Genomic DNA, 18978 nt, shown 5'->3' on the forward strand with positions numbered 1-18978 from the left:
GATACCCTCCGGCGCGAAGATGCGAGCGAGCACCGTCGGGCGGCGCGGGGCCGCCTTCGCCCGCCAGATGCGGATCAGCGGATCAGCCGATCAGCTCACCGACACGACCGGCAGCGTGACGTTCGCCGCAGCCTTGGGCATCGGCCCACCCGGCTTTGGCTTGTCGTCGCAACCGGCCACAACGAGGCCGATGCAGAACAGAAGAGCGAGTGCTGTGCTTCTCATGCGGCGGATGCTATGCCCGCCGCCTTGCGCGTCAAGTCGGACGCGATGCCGCAGCGGTATCGGCGGTATCAGGCAAGTGCCGGGCGCTCGCCGGATAGCAGCCGGCGCTCGATGTCCTCGAGCACGTTCGGGAGGTCCGCCACGCTGTCGATCACGTAGTGCGCACCGGCCGCCTCGAGCTGCGTGGTCGCGATCTCGCGCAGGGCCTGCTGCTGCGCCTCGTCGAGCGCCGTCCACTCGGCCAGCGTGAGCCCTACCGAGTTGCCGCTGATCGCCAGGCCCACGGCCCAGGTGCCCGCGTTCAGGCCTTCCTGCAGGCCCACGCCGGTGTCGTCGACCTTTACCACCGTGTGCGGCGGCCACACACCGAGGTCGGCGAAGCAGCGGTACATCATGAGCGGCGACGGGCGGCCTTCGGCGAGGTCGCCGCCGCACACGAGGTTGTCGGGCGCGTAGCCGCCGGCCGCCGCGATGGGCACGACCACTTCCATGATCGGGCGGTTGTAGCCAGTGGTCGAGCCGATCTTCAGGCCCCGCTCGCGCGCGGTGTTGACCGCGTCGATCGCGCCGGGAATGAAGTCGGCGTGGTCGCGCGCGCTCGCGGCATTCATTGGCGTGAACACTTCGTAGAGGCGGTCCACATCCGCATCGTTGAAGGCATGGCCGTGCTTGACCCCCCATTGCGCGGCGATGCGCGGCAGCGTGCCGAGCGCCTTGATGTGGTCCCACTTGGCCATGCCCATCGGGCCGCGCGCTTCGGCGATGGTGATGTCCACGCCGAACTGCTCGAACAGCTTCACGAAGGCGCCCATGGGCGCGCAGGAGCCGAAGTCGAGGATGGTGCCGGCCCAGTCGAAGACGACGGCCTGGAGCTTGGAGTGGTTGTGGGCGTTCATGGCAACAAATGGAGGGGAGTGGACGAATTTTCGATCGGTCAATCGATAGACCCCGTTCGGGCTGAGCCTGCCGAAGCCTCGCGCGGCGCTTCGACAAGCTCAGCGTGAACGGTTGGATCTTCCGAACGCGATCGGGTATGAATCATCTGGTGCGCATCACCAGGCGTCGAAAACGTCGTGCGCGATGCCGAAGCCGGTGCTCGCGCCGCTGCCGCTGGTGACCAGCACCACGCGCGTGGCGTCGTCGGGCGCGTCGATCACGCAGGGTGTGGTCCTGGACGAGGGGTAGACGCCGGTCCAGCGCTCGGTGATCTGCGCGGTCTCCAGGTTGAGCGTGCTGCGCAGGTGACGCAGGATGAGCTGGTCGACCTCTTCCATCGCGAAGGGTTCGGGCGCATCGCCGTAGTGGTGCGAATCGCCGACCACGAGCGAGCCGTCGGCGCTCTGCACCACGATGAGGTGGATGCCGTGTTGGAGCGACGCGGCCTCCTCCTGCTGCAACCGCGCGCGCAATGCGGCGGCCTCGGGCAGCGTGCTGTAGCCCTCGTAGCGCACGAGGCTCAGGTCCATCATCACCGAGCCCGGCAAATGGAAGCCCGCCTCGGGCTTCACGCGCAGCATCTGCAGGCGGCACAGCGTGAGGTCGTAGGCGGCGATGCGGTCGGCGAAGAGACCGTGCAGGTCGGTGTTGGTGCAGACCACCACGCGCTCGCCGCGCAACGTGCCGCGCGAGGTGCGCACGCGCGGCGTCTCGATCTCGTGCACGGTTTCGCCGAAGCGGAACACGACGCCATGCGCCTCGGCCAGCCACTTCGCGAAGAGGCCGATGGCGGTGCGCGATTCGACGCGCAACTCGTGCGGACTGAACAGCACCGAGCGCGCATCGGCCAGGCTCAGTGCGGGCGCCTTGGCCTGCGCGTCGGCGGCGTCGAGCAGCTCGCAGGCCTCGCCCATCGGCGTGCGCATGAAGGCTTCGAGCACCGCGTGCGCCTCGGGGCGGTAAGCCGCGAGCCAGAGGTTGCGGTGCACGATGTCGATGCCCGCCTGCGGCGCAACGCTCTGCCACACTTCGCGCGCATGCATCGCGCGGCGCCAGGTGTCGCCCGGCGCCTGGCCGGTGATGGTGATGAAGCCGAAGTTGCGGATCGATGCGCCGATGGCGGCCGCGTCGCGCTCGACCACGCAGACCTTCAGGCCCCGCTGCGCCGCGGTGTAGGCATGGGCCAGGCCGACGATGCCGGCGCCGACGACGATGAGGTCGAAACTGTCTTTGCTCTCGGGGGTACCGGGCATCACCGGTTTCGCCAGGTTTGGGTGCGCTGGAGCGCCCAGTGCCCGGCCAGTGCGAACACGCCGCGGCCGATGGCGGCCGTGAGCATGATCAGAGAGGCCATGGCGGCCGCGGGCGCCACGTCGCCGGCATCGTCCATGTTGAGCACGGCGATGGCCGCCAGCGTGGTCTGCGGCGAGTAGAGGAACACGACGGCCGACACGGTGGTCATCGCATTGACGAAGAAATAGCCGCCCACGTTGAGCACCGTCGGCAGCGCCACCGGCAGGTGCACGCGCCAGAGCGTGCGCCAGAACGGCACGCCCATCGACTCGGACACCAGTTCGTACTCGCGGTCGAGCTGGCGCAGCGCGGTGAGCAAGGTGAGGTGCGCGACCGAGAAAAAGTGCGCCACCGTGCAGATCACGAGGATCGTCATGCCGCCATACAGGCCGTTCAACGGATTCGACGGCGAGATGAAAAAGAAGATGTAGCCCACGCCCAGCACCAGCCCCGGCACCGCGAGCGGCAGGTTCGCCAGCAGGTTGAGCAGCTCGCGCAACAGGCCGAAGTGGCGCGGCTTCTCCACCAGGTAGGCCGAGACGAAGGTGACGAGCGCGCCCGCCACCGCCGCGCAGAGCGCGAGACGCAGCGAGTTGAAATAGCTGCCCCAGCCGCCGCCGTCCATGTTGCTGAAGTCGTAGTTCTTCAGCGACGGCGTGAGCTTGTAGGGCCAGTAGGTCGCGAGCGATGCGAACACCGCCATGCCGATCATCACGAGGATGGCGCAGGCCGTGAGCGTGCAGAACGCGAGCAGCGCGCGGTCGCGCGTCCTCACGGGCTCCGGTTGATAGGGCGTGGCACGCGCCGAGAGCGCCGCGGCCTGCTTGCTGCGCACGTAGCGCTCGACGAGGAAGGAGAGCACCGCCGGAATCAGCAGCACGAGGCCGACCACCGCGCCCATCTGGAAGTTCTGCTGGCCGACCACCTGCTTGTAGATGTCGGTCGCGAGCACGCCGGTCTGCCCGCCCACCACCTTGGGCACGCCGAAGTCGGTGATGACGAGCACGAACACCACCATCGCGGCCACGATGAGGCCGTAGCGCGAGGACGGCAGCGTCACGGTGCGGAAGATGCGCCAGCGGGAAGCGCCCAGCGTCTGCGCCGCTTCATAGAGGCGACCGTCGGACGTGGCCATCGCGGTCGTGAGGATCAGCAGCGCGTGCGGCAGCGTCCAGAACACCGAGCCCAGCACGATGCCCAGCGGCCCGTAGATCGATGCATCGCCCATCAGCCCCTTGAAGATGCCCTGGTTGCCGAAGAGGTAGACAAGGCTGATGGCCGGCAGCAGCGAGGGCGCCAGCAGCGGAATGAGCGCCACCGCGCGCAGCAGGCCCTTGGCCGGCATGCACGAGAGCGTGAGCCCGTAGGCGAACACATAGGCGATGGCCGTGCAGATCACGGCGCTGACCGCGGCGATCCACAGGCTGTTGAAGGCCGACTGCACGAGCGCCGGGCTGTCGAGATAACGCGCGAAATTCGCCAGGCCCACGAAGGCGCCGGCGCGGTCGAAGAAGCTCTGGCCGACCAGCGCGCCGACGGGCAGCGCGACGATGACCACCAGCAGCAGCACCATCAACGCGACGGCCGCGCCCGTGAGCCAGCGCTCGCGGTCGAACGCGCTCGTGCGCGGCATCGCCATCGGCACGACGGCGATGGCGTCGGGAGAACTGCTCATGGCTCAGAAGGTGTGAATGGATTCGGCGTGCCCGAGCAGCCCGCCCAGGCGCACCCGATCAAGGCGCAAAGCGCAGCCATAGCTCGCGCTATGGCGAGCATTTGCAACGCCGAGCGGGTGTGTCTGGGCGGGATGAGCGGGCATGGCGGATTCGTTCACACCTTCTCAGTGCGCGAGGACCGAGAGCGCATTCAAGGGCAGTTGGATGTGCACCATGCTGCTGGGCACCAGCGGCTCGTCGCCGCCATAGCGTGCGTCGGCCGGCAGCTCGGCCTCGATCTCGATGCCCAGCGGCTCGCAGGCCAGCCGCGCCGAGGTGCGGTTGCCGAAGAATTCCGTGTCGAGCAGGCGCGCCGCAAAGCTGTTGGTGCCCAGCTCGGTGCCGAAGCGCTTGACCACCACGTGCTCGGGGCGGATGCCCACGGTGGCCTGCGAACCCACACTCAAGCTGTTGAGGTTGCCCGGCGCGCAGAACAGTTCGCTGTCGCGCACGCGCACCTTGCCGTCGGCCAGCACGGTCGCGGGCAGCATGTTCATGCGGCCGACGAAGCCCGCCACGAAGCGGGTGCGGGGCTGGCGGTACAACTCGTCGGGCGTGCCGGCCTGCTCGATGCGGCCGTTGTGCATGAGCACCACGCGGTCGGCCATCGAGAGCGCTTCTTCCTGGTCGTGCGTGACCATGATGGTGACGATGCCCAGGCGCTTTTGCAGCGAACGGATTTCGCTGCGCAGGCTCGCGCGCACCTGCGCATCGAGCGCGGAGAGCGGCTCGTCGAGCAGCAGCAGGCGCGGATTGGGCGCGAGCGCGCGCGCCAGCGCGATGCGCTGCTGCTGGCCGCCCGAGAGCTGCACCGGGTATTTGTCGGCATGCGCCGTGAGGCCCACGAGGTCGAGCATCTCGCGCGAGCGCTTGGCCATCTCGCGCGCGAGGGCGCCCGTGGGATGCAGGCCGTAGGCGATGTTCTGCGCCGCCGTAAGGTTGGGGAACAGCGCATACGACTGGAACACCACGCCGAAGCCGCGCGCCGCGGGCGGCAGGCCCGCGATGTCCTGGCCGCCGAGCAGGATCTGCCCGCTGTCGGCGCGCTCGATGCCGCACACGATGCGCAGCAGCGTGGTCTTGCCGCAACCCGAGGGACCGAGCAGGCACACGAATTCGCCCGGCTCGATGTCCAGGTCGATGCCGTCGAGCACGCGGGTGGCGCCAAAGGACTTGCCGATGTCGCGGAGGGAGAGAAAGCTCGTCATGTGCTTTTTGCCGTTCGGACTGAATCCATCACCGTTCGCCCTGAGCCTGTCGAAGGGCTGCCTCGCACGCGCAAGGCTTCGACAAGCTCAGCCCGAACGGTCGGAGTTGCATCAGAGCGGCGCCTTCTTTTCCGATTTGGATTCGTAGCGCTTGGACCATTCCGTGAGGATGCGGTCGCGGTTCGCGGCAGCCCAGGTGAAGTCGTTCTTGGCGAGCAGCTTCTCGACATCGCCCGGCACGAATTCGAGCTTCTCCTGGATGCCCGGCAGCGCGAGCACGGCGAAGTTCTTCGCGTAGAGCTCGTTGGCCTGCTTCGTCACGGCCCAGTCGGCCAGTGCCTTGGCGGCGTCCTGCTTCTTGCTGGTCTTGATGATGCCGGTGGCTTCCATGTCCCAGCCCAGACCTTCCTTGGGCAGCACGATGTCGATCGGCGCGCCGTCGCGCTTGGTCTTGTTGGCGCGGTATTCGAACGACATGCCGAGCGCGAATTCGCCAGCGCCGGCCTGGCGGCAGGGCTTGCTGCCCGACTGGCTGTAGATGCCGATGTTCTGGTGCAGCGCGTCCATGTACTTCCATGCTTTTTCTTCGCCCATCATCTGGATCCAGCCCGACACCATCAGGTAACCGGTGCCCGATGCCGCGGGGTTGGGCATGGTGATCTGGCCCTTGTAGACAGGGTTCGCGAGGTCGGCCCAGCTGGTGGGCTTGGGCAGGTTCTTCTTCGTGGCTTCGGCGGTGTTGAAGCAGATGGCCGACGACCACACGTCCATGCCGACCCACTTGGGCGGATTCGCCGGATCGCGCATGGTGGGCTTGATGGCGTCCAGGCCCTTGGGCGCGTAGGGCTGGAGCATGCCTTCCTTGTCCAGCAGCATCAGCGACGTGGCGGCCAGGCCCCACACCACGTCGGCCTGTGGGTTGGCCTTTTCTGCCAGCAGCTTGGCGGTGACGATGCCGGTGGAGTCACGCACGAACTTCAGTTCGATGGTGGGGTTTTCCTTTTCGAACGCGGCCTTGTAGGCCTGCACCTGGTCGGCTTCGAGCGCTGTGTAGACCAGCAGTTCGGTGCGGCCCTGCGCGGATGCGGCGACAGCCAGCGAGAACAACGCGGCGGGCACGGCAACGCGGCGGATGAAGCGGAACGACATGATGGGAGATCCCTCGGGAATGTATGAAAGTACGCGGACGAAAGTACGCACGGCGTGACCGTGAACGCGGCGATGCTCGCAGCGCCGTGTGACAGGGGTTTGTCAGATGCGTCACACGGATGTCATGGCGCGCGACGACGCTTCGCAGGCTGTCGCACGCGTTTCCGTTTCCGTTTCCGTTTCACTTCCATGACACTCGACCTCGCAGAGATCGCCCGCCTGTTCGCCGAACGCGGCGGGGTCGCCTACGCGGGCGAGCCGGTGTCGCAGCTGGAGCACGCGCTGCAATGCGCGTGGCTCGCCGAGCGGGCGGGCGCGGGCGATGCGCTCGTCACGGCCGCGCTGCTGCACGACCTCGGGCACCTGCTGATCGCCGAGCACCAGACGCTCGCGCAATCGCCCACCGAGCTGGGCATCGACGACCGTCATCAATACATCGCATTGCCTTTGCTGCGCGGCGCCTTCGACGTCGAAGTGCGCGAGCCGATCCGGCTGCATGTGGATGCCAAGCGCTTCCTGTGCGCGACGCGGCCGGACTATTTCTCGAAGCTCTCGCCCGATTCGGTGCGCAGCCTCGCGCTGCAGGGCGGGGTGATGGATGCGGCGGCGGCGGGGCGTTTCGCCGAGCACCGCTGGGCCCACGACGCGGTGCGGCTGCGGCTGTGGGATGAAGAGGCGAAGGCCGAGGGGCTGAAGACGCCGCCGCTTGCGCACTTTCTTGCGACGGCTGCGCGGGTCCTGTTGCGCTGACCAGGCTTTTTTGGCCCGGTGGCCGGGTTTCAGGTCCGTTTAAGAAACATTTGTCTACTATGGTTTCCTCATGATGTCCGGCGCACCTGCGCCTCTGAGGAAATCTGCATGTCTTCATCCGTCACGGCGCGCGCGAGCTCGTTCATCCAGGTCCTGCGCCGCGTCTTCACGCTGGCGGCGCCCTATTTCCGGTCCGAGGAGAAATGGCGCGCCCGCACGATGCTCTTGGCCATCGTGGCGCTCAATCTCTTCTATGTGTACGTGGCGGTGCTGGGCAACCAGTGGTACGGGCGCTTCTACGACGCGCTGCAGAACAAGGACTCGGTGACCTTCTGGCGGGAGGTCGGCGTGTTCGGCTGGATCGCGTTCGCCAACATCGCGGTCCAGGTGCTCAAGTTCTACGTGACCCAGTTGCTGCAGCTGCGCTGGCGCGCCTGGATGACGCGCAGCTACCTTGCGCGCTGGACCGCCGACCGCACCTTCTATCACCTGGAACTCGCGCGCTATGCGGGCAACAACGGCCAGACGCCGGACAACCCTGACCAGCGCATCCAGGAAGACATGCAGATGTTCACCAGCGCCACGATGTCGCTGTCGATGGGCCTGCTCAATGCCGTGGTCACGCTCCTGAGTTTCATCGGCCTGCTGTGGGGGCTGTCGGGCAATTTCTCCTTCACGTTCAGCGGCACCACTTACCAGATCGTCGGCGCGATGGTCTGGGTGGCGCTGGGGTATTCGATTGCCGGCACTGTCGTCACCCACTTCATCGGGCGCCCGCTGATCGGGCTCAATTTCAGGCAGCAGCGCTACGAGGCCGACTTCCGGCACCACCTGGTGCGGGTGCGCGAGTACAGCGAAGCCATCGCGCTGGACCGCGGTGAAAAGGTCGAGCGCGAGCAACTCGACCTGCGCTTTGGCGACGTGCTGCGCAACTACCTGCAGCTGATCAAGCAGCAGAAGAACCTGGTGACCTTCACCTCGTTCTTCGGGCAGGCCGCCGTGATCTTTCCGTTCCTCGTGGCGGGGCAGCAGTACTTCGGCGGGGCGTTCCAGCTGGGCCACCTGATGCAGATCGGCTCGGCCTTCGGCAAGGTGCAGGAGTCCCTCAGCTGGTTCGTCGACAACTATGACAGCGTGGCCGTGTGGCGTGCCACCACCGACCGTCTCACCACCTTCGACGATGCCATGCGCGCCCACGCGACGCGGGAGAACGCGCTGCAGCGCGACCCGGCGGCCGTGCTGCAGACAGGCGACCTGGCGGTCTCCCTGCCCAACGGCACGCCGCTGCTCGCGAACGCCGCGTTCTCGGTGCGGCCGGGCGACAGCGTGCTGCTGCAGGGCCCGTCGGGCAGCGGCAAGTCGACGCTGTTCCGCTCCTTCGCGGGCATCTGGCCTTTCTCGCGCGGTCATGTGCAGGTGCCGGACGACGCGGTCTTCATGCCGCAGCGCCCCTACGTGCCCGACGGCAAGCTGCGCGACGCGCTGACCTATCCCAACCCCGCTGCAAACTTCAGCGACGACCAGCTGCGCCAGGCCCTGGCCGACGCCCTGCTGCCCGACCTGGCCGGCCGCCTGGACGACAGCGATTCATGGAGCCAGAAGCTCTCCGGCGGCGAGCAGCAACGCCTGGCCATCGCACGCGTGCTGCTGAAGAAACCGGCATGGCTCTTCGCCGACGAGATCACCAGCGCGCTCGATGCCAAGGCCGAAGGCGAGCTCTACAAGCGGCTCTCGGACACGGTGCATGCAGCGGGCGGCGCGATGGTGTCGATCGCGCACCGCGCGGCGGTCGGCGATTTCCATAACCAGCGCTGGACGCTGGTGCCGCAGGAAGAAGGCACCGCGGGCGGCGCGCGCTACCGGCTGGACACCTCGGCGGTTCAGCCCGCCGCCGCCTGACCCGCGTCGCTGGCGTAACGCTCCCAGCCCTTCTTGCGCAAATCGCAGGCGGGGCATTCGCCGCAGCCATAACCCCAGGCCTGGCGATGCACGCGGTCGCCGAGGTAGCAGGTGTGGGTCTCTTCCACGATCAGCTCGACCAGCGGCTCACCGCCCAGGCGCTGTGCCATCTGCCAGGTCTCGGCCTTGTCGATCCACATGAGCGGCGTCTCGATGACCAAGCGGCGCTCCAGGCCGAGCGAGAGCGCGAGCTGCATCGCCTTCATGGTGTCGTCGCGGCAGTCGGGGTAGCCCGAGAAATCGGTCTCGCAGACGCCGGTGACGATCACCTGCAGCCCGCGCCGGTAGGCCAGCGCGCCGGCCAGCGTGAGAAACAGCAGGTTGCGCCCGGGCACGAAGGTGTTGGGCAGGCCGTCCGCCTGCATGGCGAACGCCACCTCTTCGGTGAGCGAGGAGCCGCCCAGCTGGGCCAGCGCCGCGAGCGTGAGCACGTGGTCTTCGCCCAGGCGCGGCGCCCAGTCGGGAAAGCGCTCGCGCATCTGCGCGAGGATGGTGCCGCGCACGTCCAGCTCGACGCGGTGGCGCTGCCCGTAGTCGAAGCCCAGCGTCTCCACGCGCTGGTACCTGGAGAGCGCATCCGCCAGGCAGGTGGTCGAGTCCTGGCCGCCGGAGAACAGGACGAGGGCGGTGGTGTGCAGGGGCATGTGCGTATGTGCGTCAGCGGAAGGCGCTGTAGTCCAAAGGCGCGATTTTCGCAGGCACTGCCGGGGGCGCGGATACGATCCCGCGGATGAGCACCAAACACCTCGTCGCATGGGCCGCCACCTTCATCGTGCTGTTGGTGATCGACATGCTCTGGCTCGGCGTCGTCGCCAAGAACATGTACCAGCAGGCGATGGGCGACCTGATGTCGCCCGAGCCCCGGCTGGCCTTCGCGGCGGTGTTCTACCTCCTGTACCCCATCGGCCTCCTGGTCTTCGCGATCCTGCCGGGCATCGATGCGCAGAGCGTCACGCGGGCGGCGGTGCTGGGCGGGCTCTTCGGGCTTTTCTGCTACAGCACCTACGACCTGACGAACCTGGCGGTCATCCGCAACTGGCCGCTTGGCCTGTCGTTCATCGACATCGCCTGGGGCACGCTGGTGAGCGGCGTGGCGGCCGCGGCGGGCGCCCTGGCGTTGCGCTGGTACGCCGCGCGTTGATTTCGTCCCACACTATGACTTTAGTCATGGTGGTTGTAACGCCTTGTCAGGGCAAAATCCTGCACCAACGATGCAGGGGACAACAAGATGGGCGAGCGCGGTACCGCGATCAGCTTCGAAGACTTTCAGGGCACACGCAATTTCGCCGCACTCGATGGCCTGCGGGCCGTCTCCGTCTTCCTCGTCTTCAGTGACCATTTCGGCGGCATCGGCTGGACGCGCTTCTCGGGCTGGCTCGGCGTCCACGCCTTCTTCGTCCTCTCCGGCTTCCTGATCACCACGCTGCTGCTGCGCGAGCGCGACAGCACCGGCCGCATCTCGCTCAAGGCCTTCTACATCCGCCGCGCCACCCGGCTGCTGCCGCTCTACCTTCTGGTCTTTCTGGCGGTGCTGGGCCTGAGCCGCCTCGCGCAAGACGGCACCTGGGAGCAGATGAAGGCGGCCACGCCGTACTACCTCGCCCTCCTCAACGAGCTGGCCGACATGGCGCCCCTGCACATGACCTGGACGCTGGGCGTGGAGTGGAAGTACTACCTCCTCTGGCCCGCGCTGCTCGTGGTCTTCGGCACCACGCTGCGCTCGGGCCTGGCGACCGTCGGCTTCTGCCTCGCGGCGCTGGCCATGGTCGCCATCGGCGATTTCCAGTGGAGGCTGTTGCTTGCGCAGAACTACGTGGGCATGCTGTTCGGCTCGGGGCTGGCCATCCTGATGAATTCGCGCCGCACCTTCGGGTGGGTTCGCTGCCTCATGACGCATGGCGTGGCCATCGCGCTCGTGCTGGCGCTGCTGGTGGTGCACCGGCGCTTTCCGGTGATCGCCGGGCGCATCGGCGATGCGTCGGCCCTCGCGGTGTACAGCCTGCTGATTGCGATGCTGATCCCGGCCCTGCTCGCCGCCCGCACCTGGGTCGCCCGGGCGCTGGCATCGAAGCCGCTGGTGTTCGCCGGGCACCGCTCGTATGCGATGTACCTGGTGCAGTACACCGCCGCGCACGCGGTGATCGCGATGCTGCCGGGCCCCACCATCGTGGGCGGCACGCTGCTTTTTCTTTCGTTCGTCGTGGCGCTGGTGCTCTCCGACCAGCTCTACCGCTGGTTCGAGAAGCCGATCACCGACTGGGGCCACCGCTGGGCCCGGGCGGTGAAGCAGGCGGCCCTTTTGAAGACGCCGCTGCCGGGCTGCGACGCCGCCGCGGCGCTGCACCCGGCCAGGAGCCGCAGCCCGCTCTGACCCAGGCTTCGGCCTAGAGAAAGCGCTCGAGCAGCTTGCGCGAAGGCCGGTCGAGTGTCTTCGCATCGGGAATGCGGAACTGCACGCCGTGCGCGCTCGCGATCAAGAGCGCGCCGCCTTCGAGCCGGCGGATGTCTTCCTCGGCTTGCAATTACTCTTCATTTTGCAATTGTTATTAATTGAAGCGATGGAAGTATTGAATGGAGGCCATGAGAGTATTGAAGTACATCTTCGCCTCTGCCTATAGTTATTTCGCGGGCGTGTGCTCGCTTTCAAGGGAATAACTCAAATGCAAGCCATCAAATCATTTTTCGCCGATATTTTTCTACAAAAGAATCACGAGGCAAGTTTTCATACCCTTCGTGCGAGTCGAGTGACCAACGGTGTCGGAGGCGGAGCAATCATCGAGGGCAGTTGGTCTGTGTACATGAACACAGAGTCCATCCTGGGTCGGCAGTGGTAATGGTGTAGTTGCCCCAAATCGCACAACACCGCAAGGTGTTGTGCTTTTATTTTGCAGCCAATGAAAATCACCATTCATGAAGAAGAAGGGCTACAGGTCCGGCATGAGGCATCAAAAGAAATCGAAGAAAGGAAACAACCCTGGCAAGGAGAAATAGCCAGCGCATCAGGAGCGCTGGTTGTGGTGAAAAACCCTCTTCACGCGGCGCGCGCATTTTTTGCACTTTCGAACCCGGAACAGGTAGTTATTTCAGATCGAATTTCCGATCTGATCGAATCCGAATCTCCGGAGATTGACTACTCATTTGCCATAAGAAGCATCATAGAGAACGAGCGTTACGGGCATGAGACGCTTTGGAAAAAAGTCAAATGCGTCCCCCCTGGATCGGCTCTCCATGTCAGGGCACCGCGTGGCATTTTTGAAATTGAAGTAACGAGTCAAATAGAAGAAGAACTGAATCTTCATGACGCGATGCTCGACCCTATGGATCTTCTTTCCAACGAAATCAAGCGGCGCGCCAACATCGGGGCTGTAACTTCCATCAATGTCAATTTCTCTGGCGGATGTGATTCCATGGGCCTTTTGTTGGCGGCGAGGTCCATCGGCCAGTACCCCGTATCGGCAGCAACGTGGACTTATGACGGCGGTAGTGCACACGAGGATTTGATTGCGGCACGCAATTTCACCAACGCGCTTGGCATTCCCCATTTAATCCTGGATATCGACCCGAAGCACATCTTCGAGCCGCCGGCAAAAACCGAGCTGACCCCCAACGTAAGCACATCGATCGCGTTCCATCGTTTCCGGAAGATATTCAATTCACATGTACTGGAACAATTCGGCCCGGGCACATTGGCGTTGAATGGTCATGGCGGGGACCATCTCTACCTGGATCCCGTTCCGCTCGAAATCGTATTCGATGCGTATCGGCAAGGAGGCTTGAAATCCGTGATGTCGGTTTTTGGAAGCCTGACTTCTCTCTACGGGGAAAATTATCTACGCCTGTTAAAAAGAAAATGGCTTCGACGCGAAAATGCATCTAGGCAAATGGAGTTCTTTTTTACTCAAGAAGCACTCGAAGCGTTTGCCTGGCCACACGAAGAGGGAAAAAATCGAGGTGCGAAAAAAATCCACAAGGAATTGATAGAGCAAGCTATTTATCAAAATTCGACTGCACCGCTTGATAGACAAACGCTGCTTGCGACGCCATTCACCTCTCCGGAAATCATTGCCACCGTCTGGAACGCTCACCCAATGGCTTTTTTCGATAGAAATAGAACCAGAATTCCTTTTCGAAATTCGATGAACAGTTTCGCCAAGTCGGGCTCGCCTTCAAAAAGCGTCAAAGGGCATATCACGGGAGCATTTCAGCAGGCTTTGAAGATGAAGAAAAGAGAAATCTTCGAGATCATCGCCAATGGAATGCTTGCCAACAGGCAAATAATAAACACCCAAAACATCATGAAAAAGATTGAGGCGTCCGCACAGGGCTATGGTGGATTCAATCAAATTCTGTTGAAAATTATCTGTTTTGAATTGATGATGCGCGCACGATGATGGCCCCACCAGAAGCGGAATATTTTACGTTCGCAGACCATGTCCATCATATTTTGATCGCCGGCGAGTTTATATTGCTCGACGAAAAAAACGACAAATACCTTTTGCTTGACGTGAGCGACAGCGAACAATTGCTCTCCAGCCTCGTCAGTGGAAAAACAAGCGAAACATTGTTGAAGTGCAGATCGACAGGGCTGATCGCGTCGCGACGGAAACCCCAATGCATCAACATTTTTCCGAGCCGACAGCACGGCATTGGAAATCATGTTTGGGCAAACGTCGGAAATTATCGAAGCGGCGTTTATGGGAAAGCCAAATATATAGTGGCTCTGCTGTTGATAAGCTGCACCAAAATCTGGATCACGGTATTTGGATTCGGATCCACCGTGAAATTGGCACGGCGATTGACAGTAAAAGCCTCACCCAAAGAGGAGAAGTCTTCTGCCGCTGACAGCAGGAGAATCATGGAAATGGCTGCGGCAGTTTATCGCGCCGGCCTGAAATTTCCCTGCAAGATTCAATGCCTTGAATCGTCGTTGGCCTTGTATGCCTATGCAAGCCTTGCAAACATCAGAACCACATTCAAAGTGGGTGTACAGCGATACGATTTTTTGGCGCACGCATGGATAGAAATTGACGGCCGCGTGATTGCAGATGACCCCACTTTGGCAACCGCAATGCCAACGATATTGAAAATCGAACCTAGATTGATCCTATGACAAAAGATCTGCAGGATGGCCGGTCTTCCCTGAAAAACTATGCAACGACATTCAGGCTCGTTTCGTCCGGCTATTCTCGGTTTATTTTTCATTTTTTATTCATTTCAGCACTTTTTCTGCTGGTGGCCGCGATCGCATCCTATGCACCTTTTTTGCTTCGGCAGGCGGCCAACGAAGTGGGAAAGGAGCAGAAATCAGAATTTTATTTATACGCTTCTGCGTATGCAATTTGCTGGACGCTTGCTAGCGTTCTCCAAAACGTCAAGGGAATTTTTTCGGCCGGAGTCTTGGCCAGATCCGACGCGGCGCTTCACAAAACCCTGATACAGCATGTATTTTCCTATTCGCATGCATCGCAGAGAACGATTGATCCAGGCGTGGTGGCGCAGGATATTTCGCGCGCCGCTGTCAGTTTCGGAGCCGTCACGACAGCGGTATTTTGGACAATCATCCCAATCCTCTTCGAATTTTTCTTTTCAATGGGAATAATTTATCGAGCCATTGGCGCCAAGTTTGCATTTCTTTTTGGCGCATGCATCGCGGCATTGGCGATCATTTCGTACGTTATCGCGTTGAAAAATGGAGACGTTCACCTGAGGATCTATCAAACGCAAAACAAGGTGCAGGCGTTCGTGGTCGAGCGACTGGGTGCACTTTTCGATATCCGGGTGAACAACGCATCGACCAGGGAAGAAAAACTACTCGACACTCATCTGAATGAAGCGGCGCGAGCCATCTGGCGTTCCAATCTTCGAATGGGAACATATCTCGGCTGCCAGGCATTGGCCATCGGCGTTGCGCTGGGTGTGTTCACCGCGTATTCGGTCAATTTGAACGGTGCTGCTAAATTCACCAGCGGCGATTTCGTCATGATTTCCGGGTACGTGGGTATGCTGACGATGCAGTTGCGATTGCTGTCCGGCGCCTTCATAGAATTGAAGCGGCATCAGGTCGCATTGGATCTGGGCGTGAAATACATCAGGCCAGAACGATTTTCCAATCAGAAAATCACGGAAAGGGACCCGGCGACACCAAAAAATGGTCAGGTCGTCTTTGCTCTGCACGGTGTCAGCCTCGCCTCTGCCGATCGATTGCTTTTTTCCGACCTGTCGTACCGTCTTTACGAAGATCGATTTGTCGTCATATCGGCACCATCCGGTTTTGGAAAAACCACTTTGATCAATTCGATGCTTGGACTTCTTCCCGTTTGCAAGGGACATATCGAATTTTATGGCGTCGAGGTCAATGTTGAATCGACCCTCACCGTTCTGGAGAAAGTTTCGATTGCGCCTCAGGCAACTCACATCTTCAATGACTCTCTCCGCTTCAATCTTGCATACGGATGCACCGAGCCTCCGTCGGATCAAAAAATGCAGGAATTACTTGCTGCGCTGGATTATTCCGGCAGTTTCACCGAGACAATGAACGTGATGAATCTCGGTGAGAGATTGGGTGTTGGAGGTCGCGCACTCAGTGGTGGGGAAAGACAGCGGTTGTCGATCGGCAGGGCGCTGCTTCGTGGCAAACGTATTTTGATACTCGATGAGCCAACCGCTTTTCTGGACAAGGATTTGGCAAAAAAGATCATTCAATACGTTGCCGCGAATGTCTCGACGCTGATTGTGATTACGCATGACGAGGACATCGTGGCGATGGCCGACGAAGTGCTGAGGCTTGCGCCGTATGCGGCGCGTTGACCCGATTCGAGATCGGCAAAGTGCCGCCTGGAAATCCATCACGCGACATTCAAACGACAGGACCGGGCGCGATGACGGCCGCGGCTCGGAATGGCCACGCCGGCCACGCATGCCGCCGGTCTCTGCGTACGGACGCCTAGAGAAAGCGCTCGAGCAGCTTGCGCGAGGGCCGGTCCAGCGCCTTCGCATCGGGAATGCGGAACTGCACGCCGTGCGCGCTCGCAATCAACAGCGCGCCGCCTTCGAGCCGGCGGATGTCTTCCTCGGCCTTGAGCACGAAGCTGGTGTCGCCGCGGTCGGTGCTCACGGTCCAGGTGCTGGGCACGCCGAAGCTGGAGACCTTGTGCAGCTTCAGCAGCGTGGGCGCGAAGTCGCGCACCGCCAGTTCTTCTTCGAGCAGCGCCCGGGTCGGCGACGGCAGCGTCTCCACGCGGTCGATCCAGACCAGCTCGCGGCCGTCGCCGCCGACCAGCGAAATGCCCTCGCCGGGCGCCGTGAGCGGAAAGGCGCGCACGGGCGTGATGCCCACGTGGTGCTCGCCCTGCGCGTCGGTCAGCACGAGGCGGCCGAAAGCGTCGCGCGCCAGGGCGAAGGCGAAGGTGGTGGTGATGGTGTTGTCGGGGGTCATGCGTCGCCTGCCGGATGTGCCGCGTGGCTGATGAGCGGCAACTGGGCGCCGGCGCGCTCGTCGGCCGCGCCTTCGCTCGCGTCGTCGTCGCCCTGGCGCAGCTGCGCCTGGTAGAGCCGCCAGTAGGCGCCCTGCCTGGCCATGAGCGCGTCGTGCGGCCCGACCTCCACGACCTCGCCGCGGTCCATGACCACGAGCCGGTCGGCCTTGCGCAGCGTCGAGAGGCGGTGCGCGATGGCGATGGTGGTGCGGCCCTGCACGAGGTTGTCCAGCGCCTTCTGGATTTCCTTCTCGGTTTCGGTGTCCACCGCCGAGGTGGCCTCGTCCAGGATCAGGATGCGCGGATCGATCAGCAACGCCCGCGCAATGCTGATGCGCTGGCGCTCGCCGCCCGAGAGCCCCTGGCCGCGCTCGCCGACCAGCGAGTCGTAGCCGTGCGGCAGGCGCAGGATGAAGTCGTGCGCATGCGCGGCGCGGGCGGCGGCCACCACCTCTTCGCGCGTGGCGTCGGGCTTGCCGTAGGCGATGTTCTGCGCGATGGTGCCGAAGAAGAGAAACGGCTCCTGCAGCACCAGCCCCACGTGGCGCCGGTAGTCGGCCACAGCGAAGCGGCGGATGTCGGTGCCGTCCACCTTGATGGCGCCGTCGGTCACGTCGTAGAAGCGGCAGATCAGGTTCACCAGCGTGCTCTTGCCCGAGCCGCTGTGGCCCACGAGGCCGATCATCTCGCCGGGCTCGATCACCAGATCGAGGTCGTGGATCACCGCGCGCGAGCCGTAGCGAAAACCCAGGCCGCTCATCTCGATGCGCCCTTGCACGCGCTCCACCTTCACCGGGTTCGCCGGCTCGGGCACGTTGCTCACGTGGTCCAGGATGTCGAAGATGCGCTTGGCGCCGGCCGCGGCCTTCTGCGTGACCGAGACGATGCGGCTCATCGAATCCATGCGCGTGTAGAAACGGCCGATGTAGGCGATGAAGGCGGTGAGCACACCCACCGTGATGCTGCCGCGCGAAACCTGCCAGATGCCGAAGCCCCACACCACGAGCAGGCCGATTTCGGTCAAGAGCGACACGGTCGGCGTGAACACCGACCAGGTGCGGTTGAGCTTGTCGTTCACCTGCAGGTTGTAGGCGTTGGCGGTGCGAAAGCGATCGGCTTCGCGGCGCTCCTGCGCGAAGGCCTTGACCACGCGGATGCCGGGAATGGTGTCGGCCAGCACGTTGGTCACCTCGGACCACACGCGATCGATCTTCTCGAAGCCGGTGCGCAGGCGGTCTCGCACCACGTGGATCATCCAGGCGATGAAGGGCAGCGGCACCAGCGTGACCACCGCCAGCAGCGGGTTGATGGAGATCAGGATGGCCGCCGTCATGACGATCATCAGCACGTCGTTGGCGAAATCGAGCGCGTGCAGCGACAGGAAGACGTTGATGCGGTCGGTTTCCGAGCCGATGCGCGACATCAGGTCGCCGGTGCGCTTGCCGCCGAAATAGTCCAGCGGCAGGGTCAGGAGGTGCTCGTAGGTGCTGGTGCGCAGGTCCGCGCCGATGCGCTCGGACACCAGCGCCAGGAGGTAGGTGCGCGCCCAGCCCAGGCCCCAGCCCAGGAGCGCCGCGCCGAGCAGGCCGCCGAGATAAAGGCCCACGCGGCCCGGATCGATCTCCTTGCCGTTCTGGAACGGGATCAGGATGTCGTCCATCAGCGGGATGGTCAGGTAGGGCGGCACCAGCGTGGCGGCGGTCGAGAGCAGGGTCAGGAAAAACCCTGCAAAGAGCTGTTTGCGGTACGGCTTGGCGAAACGGCCCAGGCGCAGCAGCACCCAGGTCGAAGGCGGGGTCTGCAGCTCGGTGTCGGCCGGCTCCTCGCCGTCGGCGGCTTCGGGTGTCGCTTCCGTGACACCGGCCGCGCGCTGGCCGAACAGCTTGAGGAGGCGCAGTGCGTTGGCCTGGCTGCCGAGGGTGTAGCGCCAGCGCGCCAGGCGGCCGTCGGGGCCGGTCAGGTCGAGCGTGCCGACGCCTGAATGGTCGGCCAGCAGCAATTGAAGCGCGGGTTCTGTGAGTGGCCACTCACGCCATTGGCCGCCCGGTTCCAGCGCAATCAGGCGCTGGTCAGTCAGGGCAACTAGGCCGGAAGCGAAACGAAGTTCGTAATCAAGGTCAACCGCGAGTGTTACCAGAACGTTTTCCGCGACTGCGAGCCGGTTTTTCAGCGCGCCTGAAGCCGCCTCGATTTCGCCCTCCCGGGTGCCGACTGGATCGTGATGTTGCATTGTGTTTCTTTGACTCTTGCCCGTCGCGGGCCGCAGGG

The 18978-nt window shown here is 63.3% G+C and carries 16 protein-coding genes and 1 pseudogene; 7 read left to right on the forward strand and 10 right to left on the reverse strand.

The annotated features are described in order from the left end of the window. Window positions 1-90 precede the first annotated feature (90 nt). The 6 genes from ACZYRS_RS27475 to ACZYRS_RS27500 all read right to left on the reverse strand — a co-directional run bounded on the left by ACZYRS_RS27475 (window position 91) and on the right by ACZYRS_RS27500 (window position 6526). Window positions 91-225 (reverse strand): hypothetical protein, encoded by a 135-nt coding sequence (locus ACZYRS_RS27475; RefSeq protein ID WP_463421733.1) that lies wholly within the window; start codon window positions 223-225, stop codon window positions 91-93. Between the two features lie 68 nt (window positions 226-293). After that, window positions 294-1121, reverse strand: a complete 828-nt coding sequence (phnX, locus tag ACZYRS_RS27480; RefSeq protein ID WP_463421734.1) for a phosphonoacetaldehyde hydrolase — start codon at window positions 1119-1121, stop codon at window positions 294-296. A gap of 156 nt (window positions 1122-1277) precedes the next feature. Continuing rightward, on the reverse strand, window positions 1278-2414 hold the full coding sequence (locus ACZYRS_RS27485) for a TIGR03364 family FAD-dependent oxidoreductase (protein ID WP_463421735.1): 1137 nt from the start codon (window positions 2412-2414) through the stop codon (window positions 1278-1280). Further along, window positions 2414-4129, reverse strand: a complete 1716-nt coding sequence (locus ACZYRS_RS27490; RefSeq protein ID WP_463421736.1) for a putative 2-aminoethylphosphonate ABC transporter permease subunit — start codon at window positions 4127-4129, stop codon at window positions 2414-2416. The genes ACZYRS_RS27485 and ACZYRS_RS27490 overlap by 1 nt, the downstream gene beginning before the upstream one ends. Window positions 4130-4294: 165 nt before the next feature. After that, the gene (locus ACZYRS_RS27495) at window positions 4295-5377 is read right to left on the reverse strand and encodes an ABC transporter ATP-binding protein (protein ID WP_463421737.1); all 1083 of its coding nucleotides are present in this window, start codon (window positions 5375-5377) and stop codon (window positions 4295-4297) included. Between the two features lie 111 nt (window positions 5378-5488). Continuing rightward, entirely contained in the window at window positions 5489-6526 is a 1038-nt protein-coding gene (locus ACZYRS_RS27500; RefSeq protein ID WP_463421738.1) for a putative 2-aminoethylphosphonate ABC transporter substrate-binding protein, read from the reverse strand. 189 nt (window positions 6527-6715) lie between these two features. On the opposite strand from ACZYRS_RS27500, the gene ACZYRS_RS27505 reads away from it, so the two are divergent. Both ACZYRS_RS27505 and ACZYRS_RS27510 read left to right on the forward strand, forming a co-directional pair. Further along, window positions 6716-7276: a phosphonate degradation HD-domain oxygenase gene (locus tag ACZYRS_RS27505; protein ID WP_463421739.1), complete on the forward strand. Its 561-nt coding sequence runs from the start codon at window positions 6716-6718 to the stop codon at window positions 7274-7276. Window positions 7277-7384: 108 nt separating this feature from the next. After that, window positions 7385-9175, forward strand: a complete 1791-nt coding sequence (locus tag ACZYRS_RS27510) for an ABC transporter ATP-binding protein/permease (protein WP_463421740.1) — start codon at window positions 7385-7387, stop codon at window positions 9173-9175. Here ACZYRS_RS27510 and queC read toward each other — a convergent pair. After that, the gene (queC, locus tag ACZYRS_RS27515; protein ID WP_198789252.1) at window positions 9157-9879 is read right to left on the reverse strand and encodes a 7-cyano-7-deazaguanine synthase QueC; all 723 of its coding nucleotides are present in this window, start codon (window positions 9877-9879) and stop codon (window positions 9157-9159) included. The genes ACZYRS_RS27510 and queC overlap by 19 nt on opposite strands. An 86-nt stretch (window positions 9880-9965) precedes the next feature. Here queC and ACZYRS_RS27520 point away from each other — a divergent pair, with 86 nt between their 5' ends. Together ACZYRS_RS27520 and ACZYRS_RS27525 are read left to right on the forward strand one after the other, a co-directional pair. Next, window positions 9966-10376: a DUF2177 family protein gene (locus ACZYRS_RS27520; RefSeq protein WP_463421741.1), complete on the forward strand. Its 411-nt coding sequence runs from the start codon at window positions 9966-9968 to the stop codon at window positions 10374-10376. A gap of 87 nt (window positions 10377-10463) precedes the next feature. Next, window positions 10464-11606, forward strand: coding sequence for an acyltransferase family protein (locus tag ACZYRS_RS27525; protein WP_463421742.1), 1143 nt, complete (start codon window positions 10464-10466; stop codon window positions 11604-11606). A 13-nt stretch (window positions 11607-11619) separates the two neighbouring features. Here the strand turns inward: ACZYRS_RS27525 and ACZYRS_RS27530 are convergent. Then, window positions 11620-11757 (reverse strand): annotated as a pseudogene (locus tag ACZYRS_RS27530) (DUF1854 domain-containing protein); the annotation flags it as partial. 372 nt (window positions 11758-12129) lie between these two features. Between ACZYRS_RS27530 and ACZYRS_RS27535 the strand changes: the two are divergent. The 3 genes from ACZYRS_RS27535 to ACZYRS_RS27545 are packed head-to-tail and all read left to right on the forward strand — an operon-like array spanning window position 12130 to window position 16042. Then, window positions 12130-13626 (forward strand): asparagine synthase-related protein, encoded by a 1497-nt coding sequence (locus tag ACZYRS_RS27535; RefSeq protein ID WP_463421743.1) that lies wholly within the window; start codon window positions 12130-12132, stop codon window positions 13624-13626. After that, entirely contained in the window at window positions 13623-14345 is a 723-nt protein-coding gene (locus tag ACZYRS_RS27540) for a lasso peptide biosynthesis B2 protein (protein ID WP_463421744.1), read from the forward strand. The genes ACZYRS_RS27535 and ACZYRS_RS27540 overlap by 4 nt, the downstream gene beginning before the upstream one ends. Beyond that, window positions 14342-16042, forward strand: a complete 1701-nt coding sequence (locus tag ACZYRS_RS27545) for an ATP-binding cassette domain-containing protein (protein WP_463421745.1) — start codon at window positions 14342-14344, stop codon at window positions 16040-16042. The genes ACZYRS_RS27540 and ACZYRS_RS27545 overlap by 4 nt, the downstream gene beginning before the upstream one ends. Window positions 16043-16178: 136 nt before the next feature. On the opposite strand, the gene ACZYRS_RS27550 is transcribed toward ACZYRS_RS27545, so the two are convergent. After that, window positions 16179-16670, reverse strand: a complete 492-nt coding sequence (locus ACZYRS_RS27550; protein WP_463421746.1) for a cyanophycin metabolism-associated DUF1854 family protein — start codon at window positions 16668-16670, stop codon at window positions 16179-16181. Continuing rightward, entirely contained in the window at window positions 16667-18940 is a 2274-nt protein-coding gene (locus ACZYRS_RS27555; protein WP_463421747.1) for a cyanophycin metabolism-associated ABC transporter, read from the reverse strand. The genes ACZYRS_RS27550 and ACZYRS_RS27555 overlap by 4 nt, the downstream gene beginning before the upstream one ends. Between the last annotated feature and the right edge of the window lie 38 nt (window positions 18941-18978).

It is taken from the genome of Variovorax sp. AC194, from assembly GCF_979257995.1.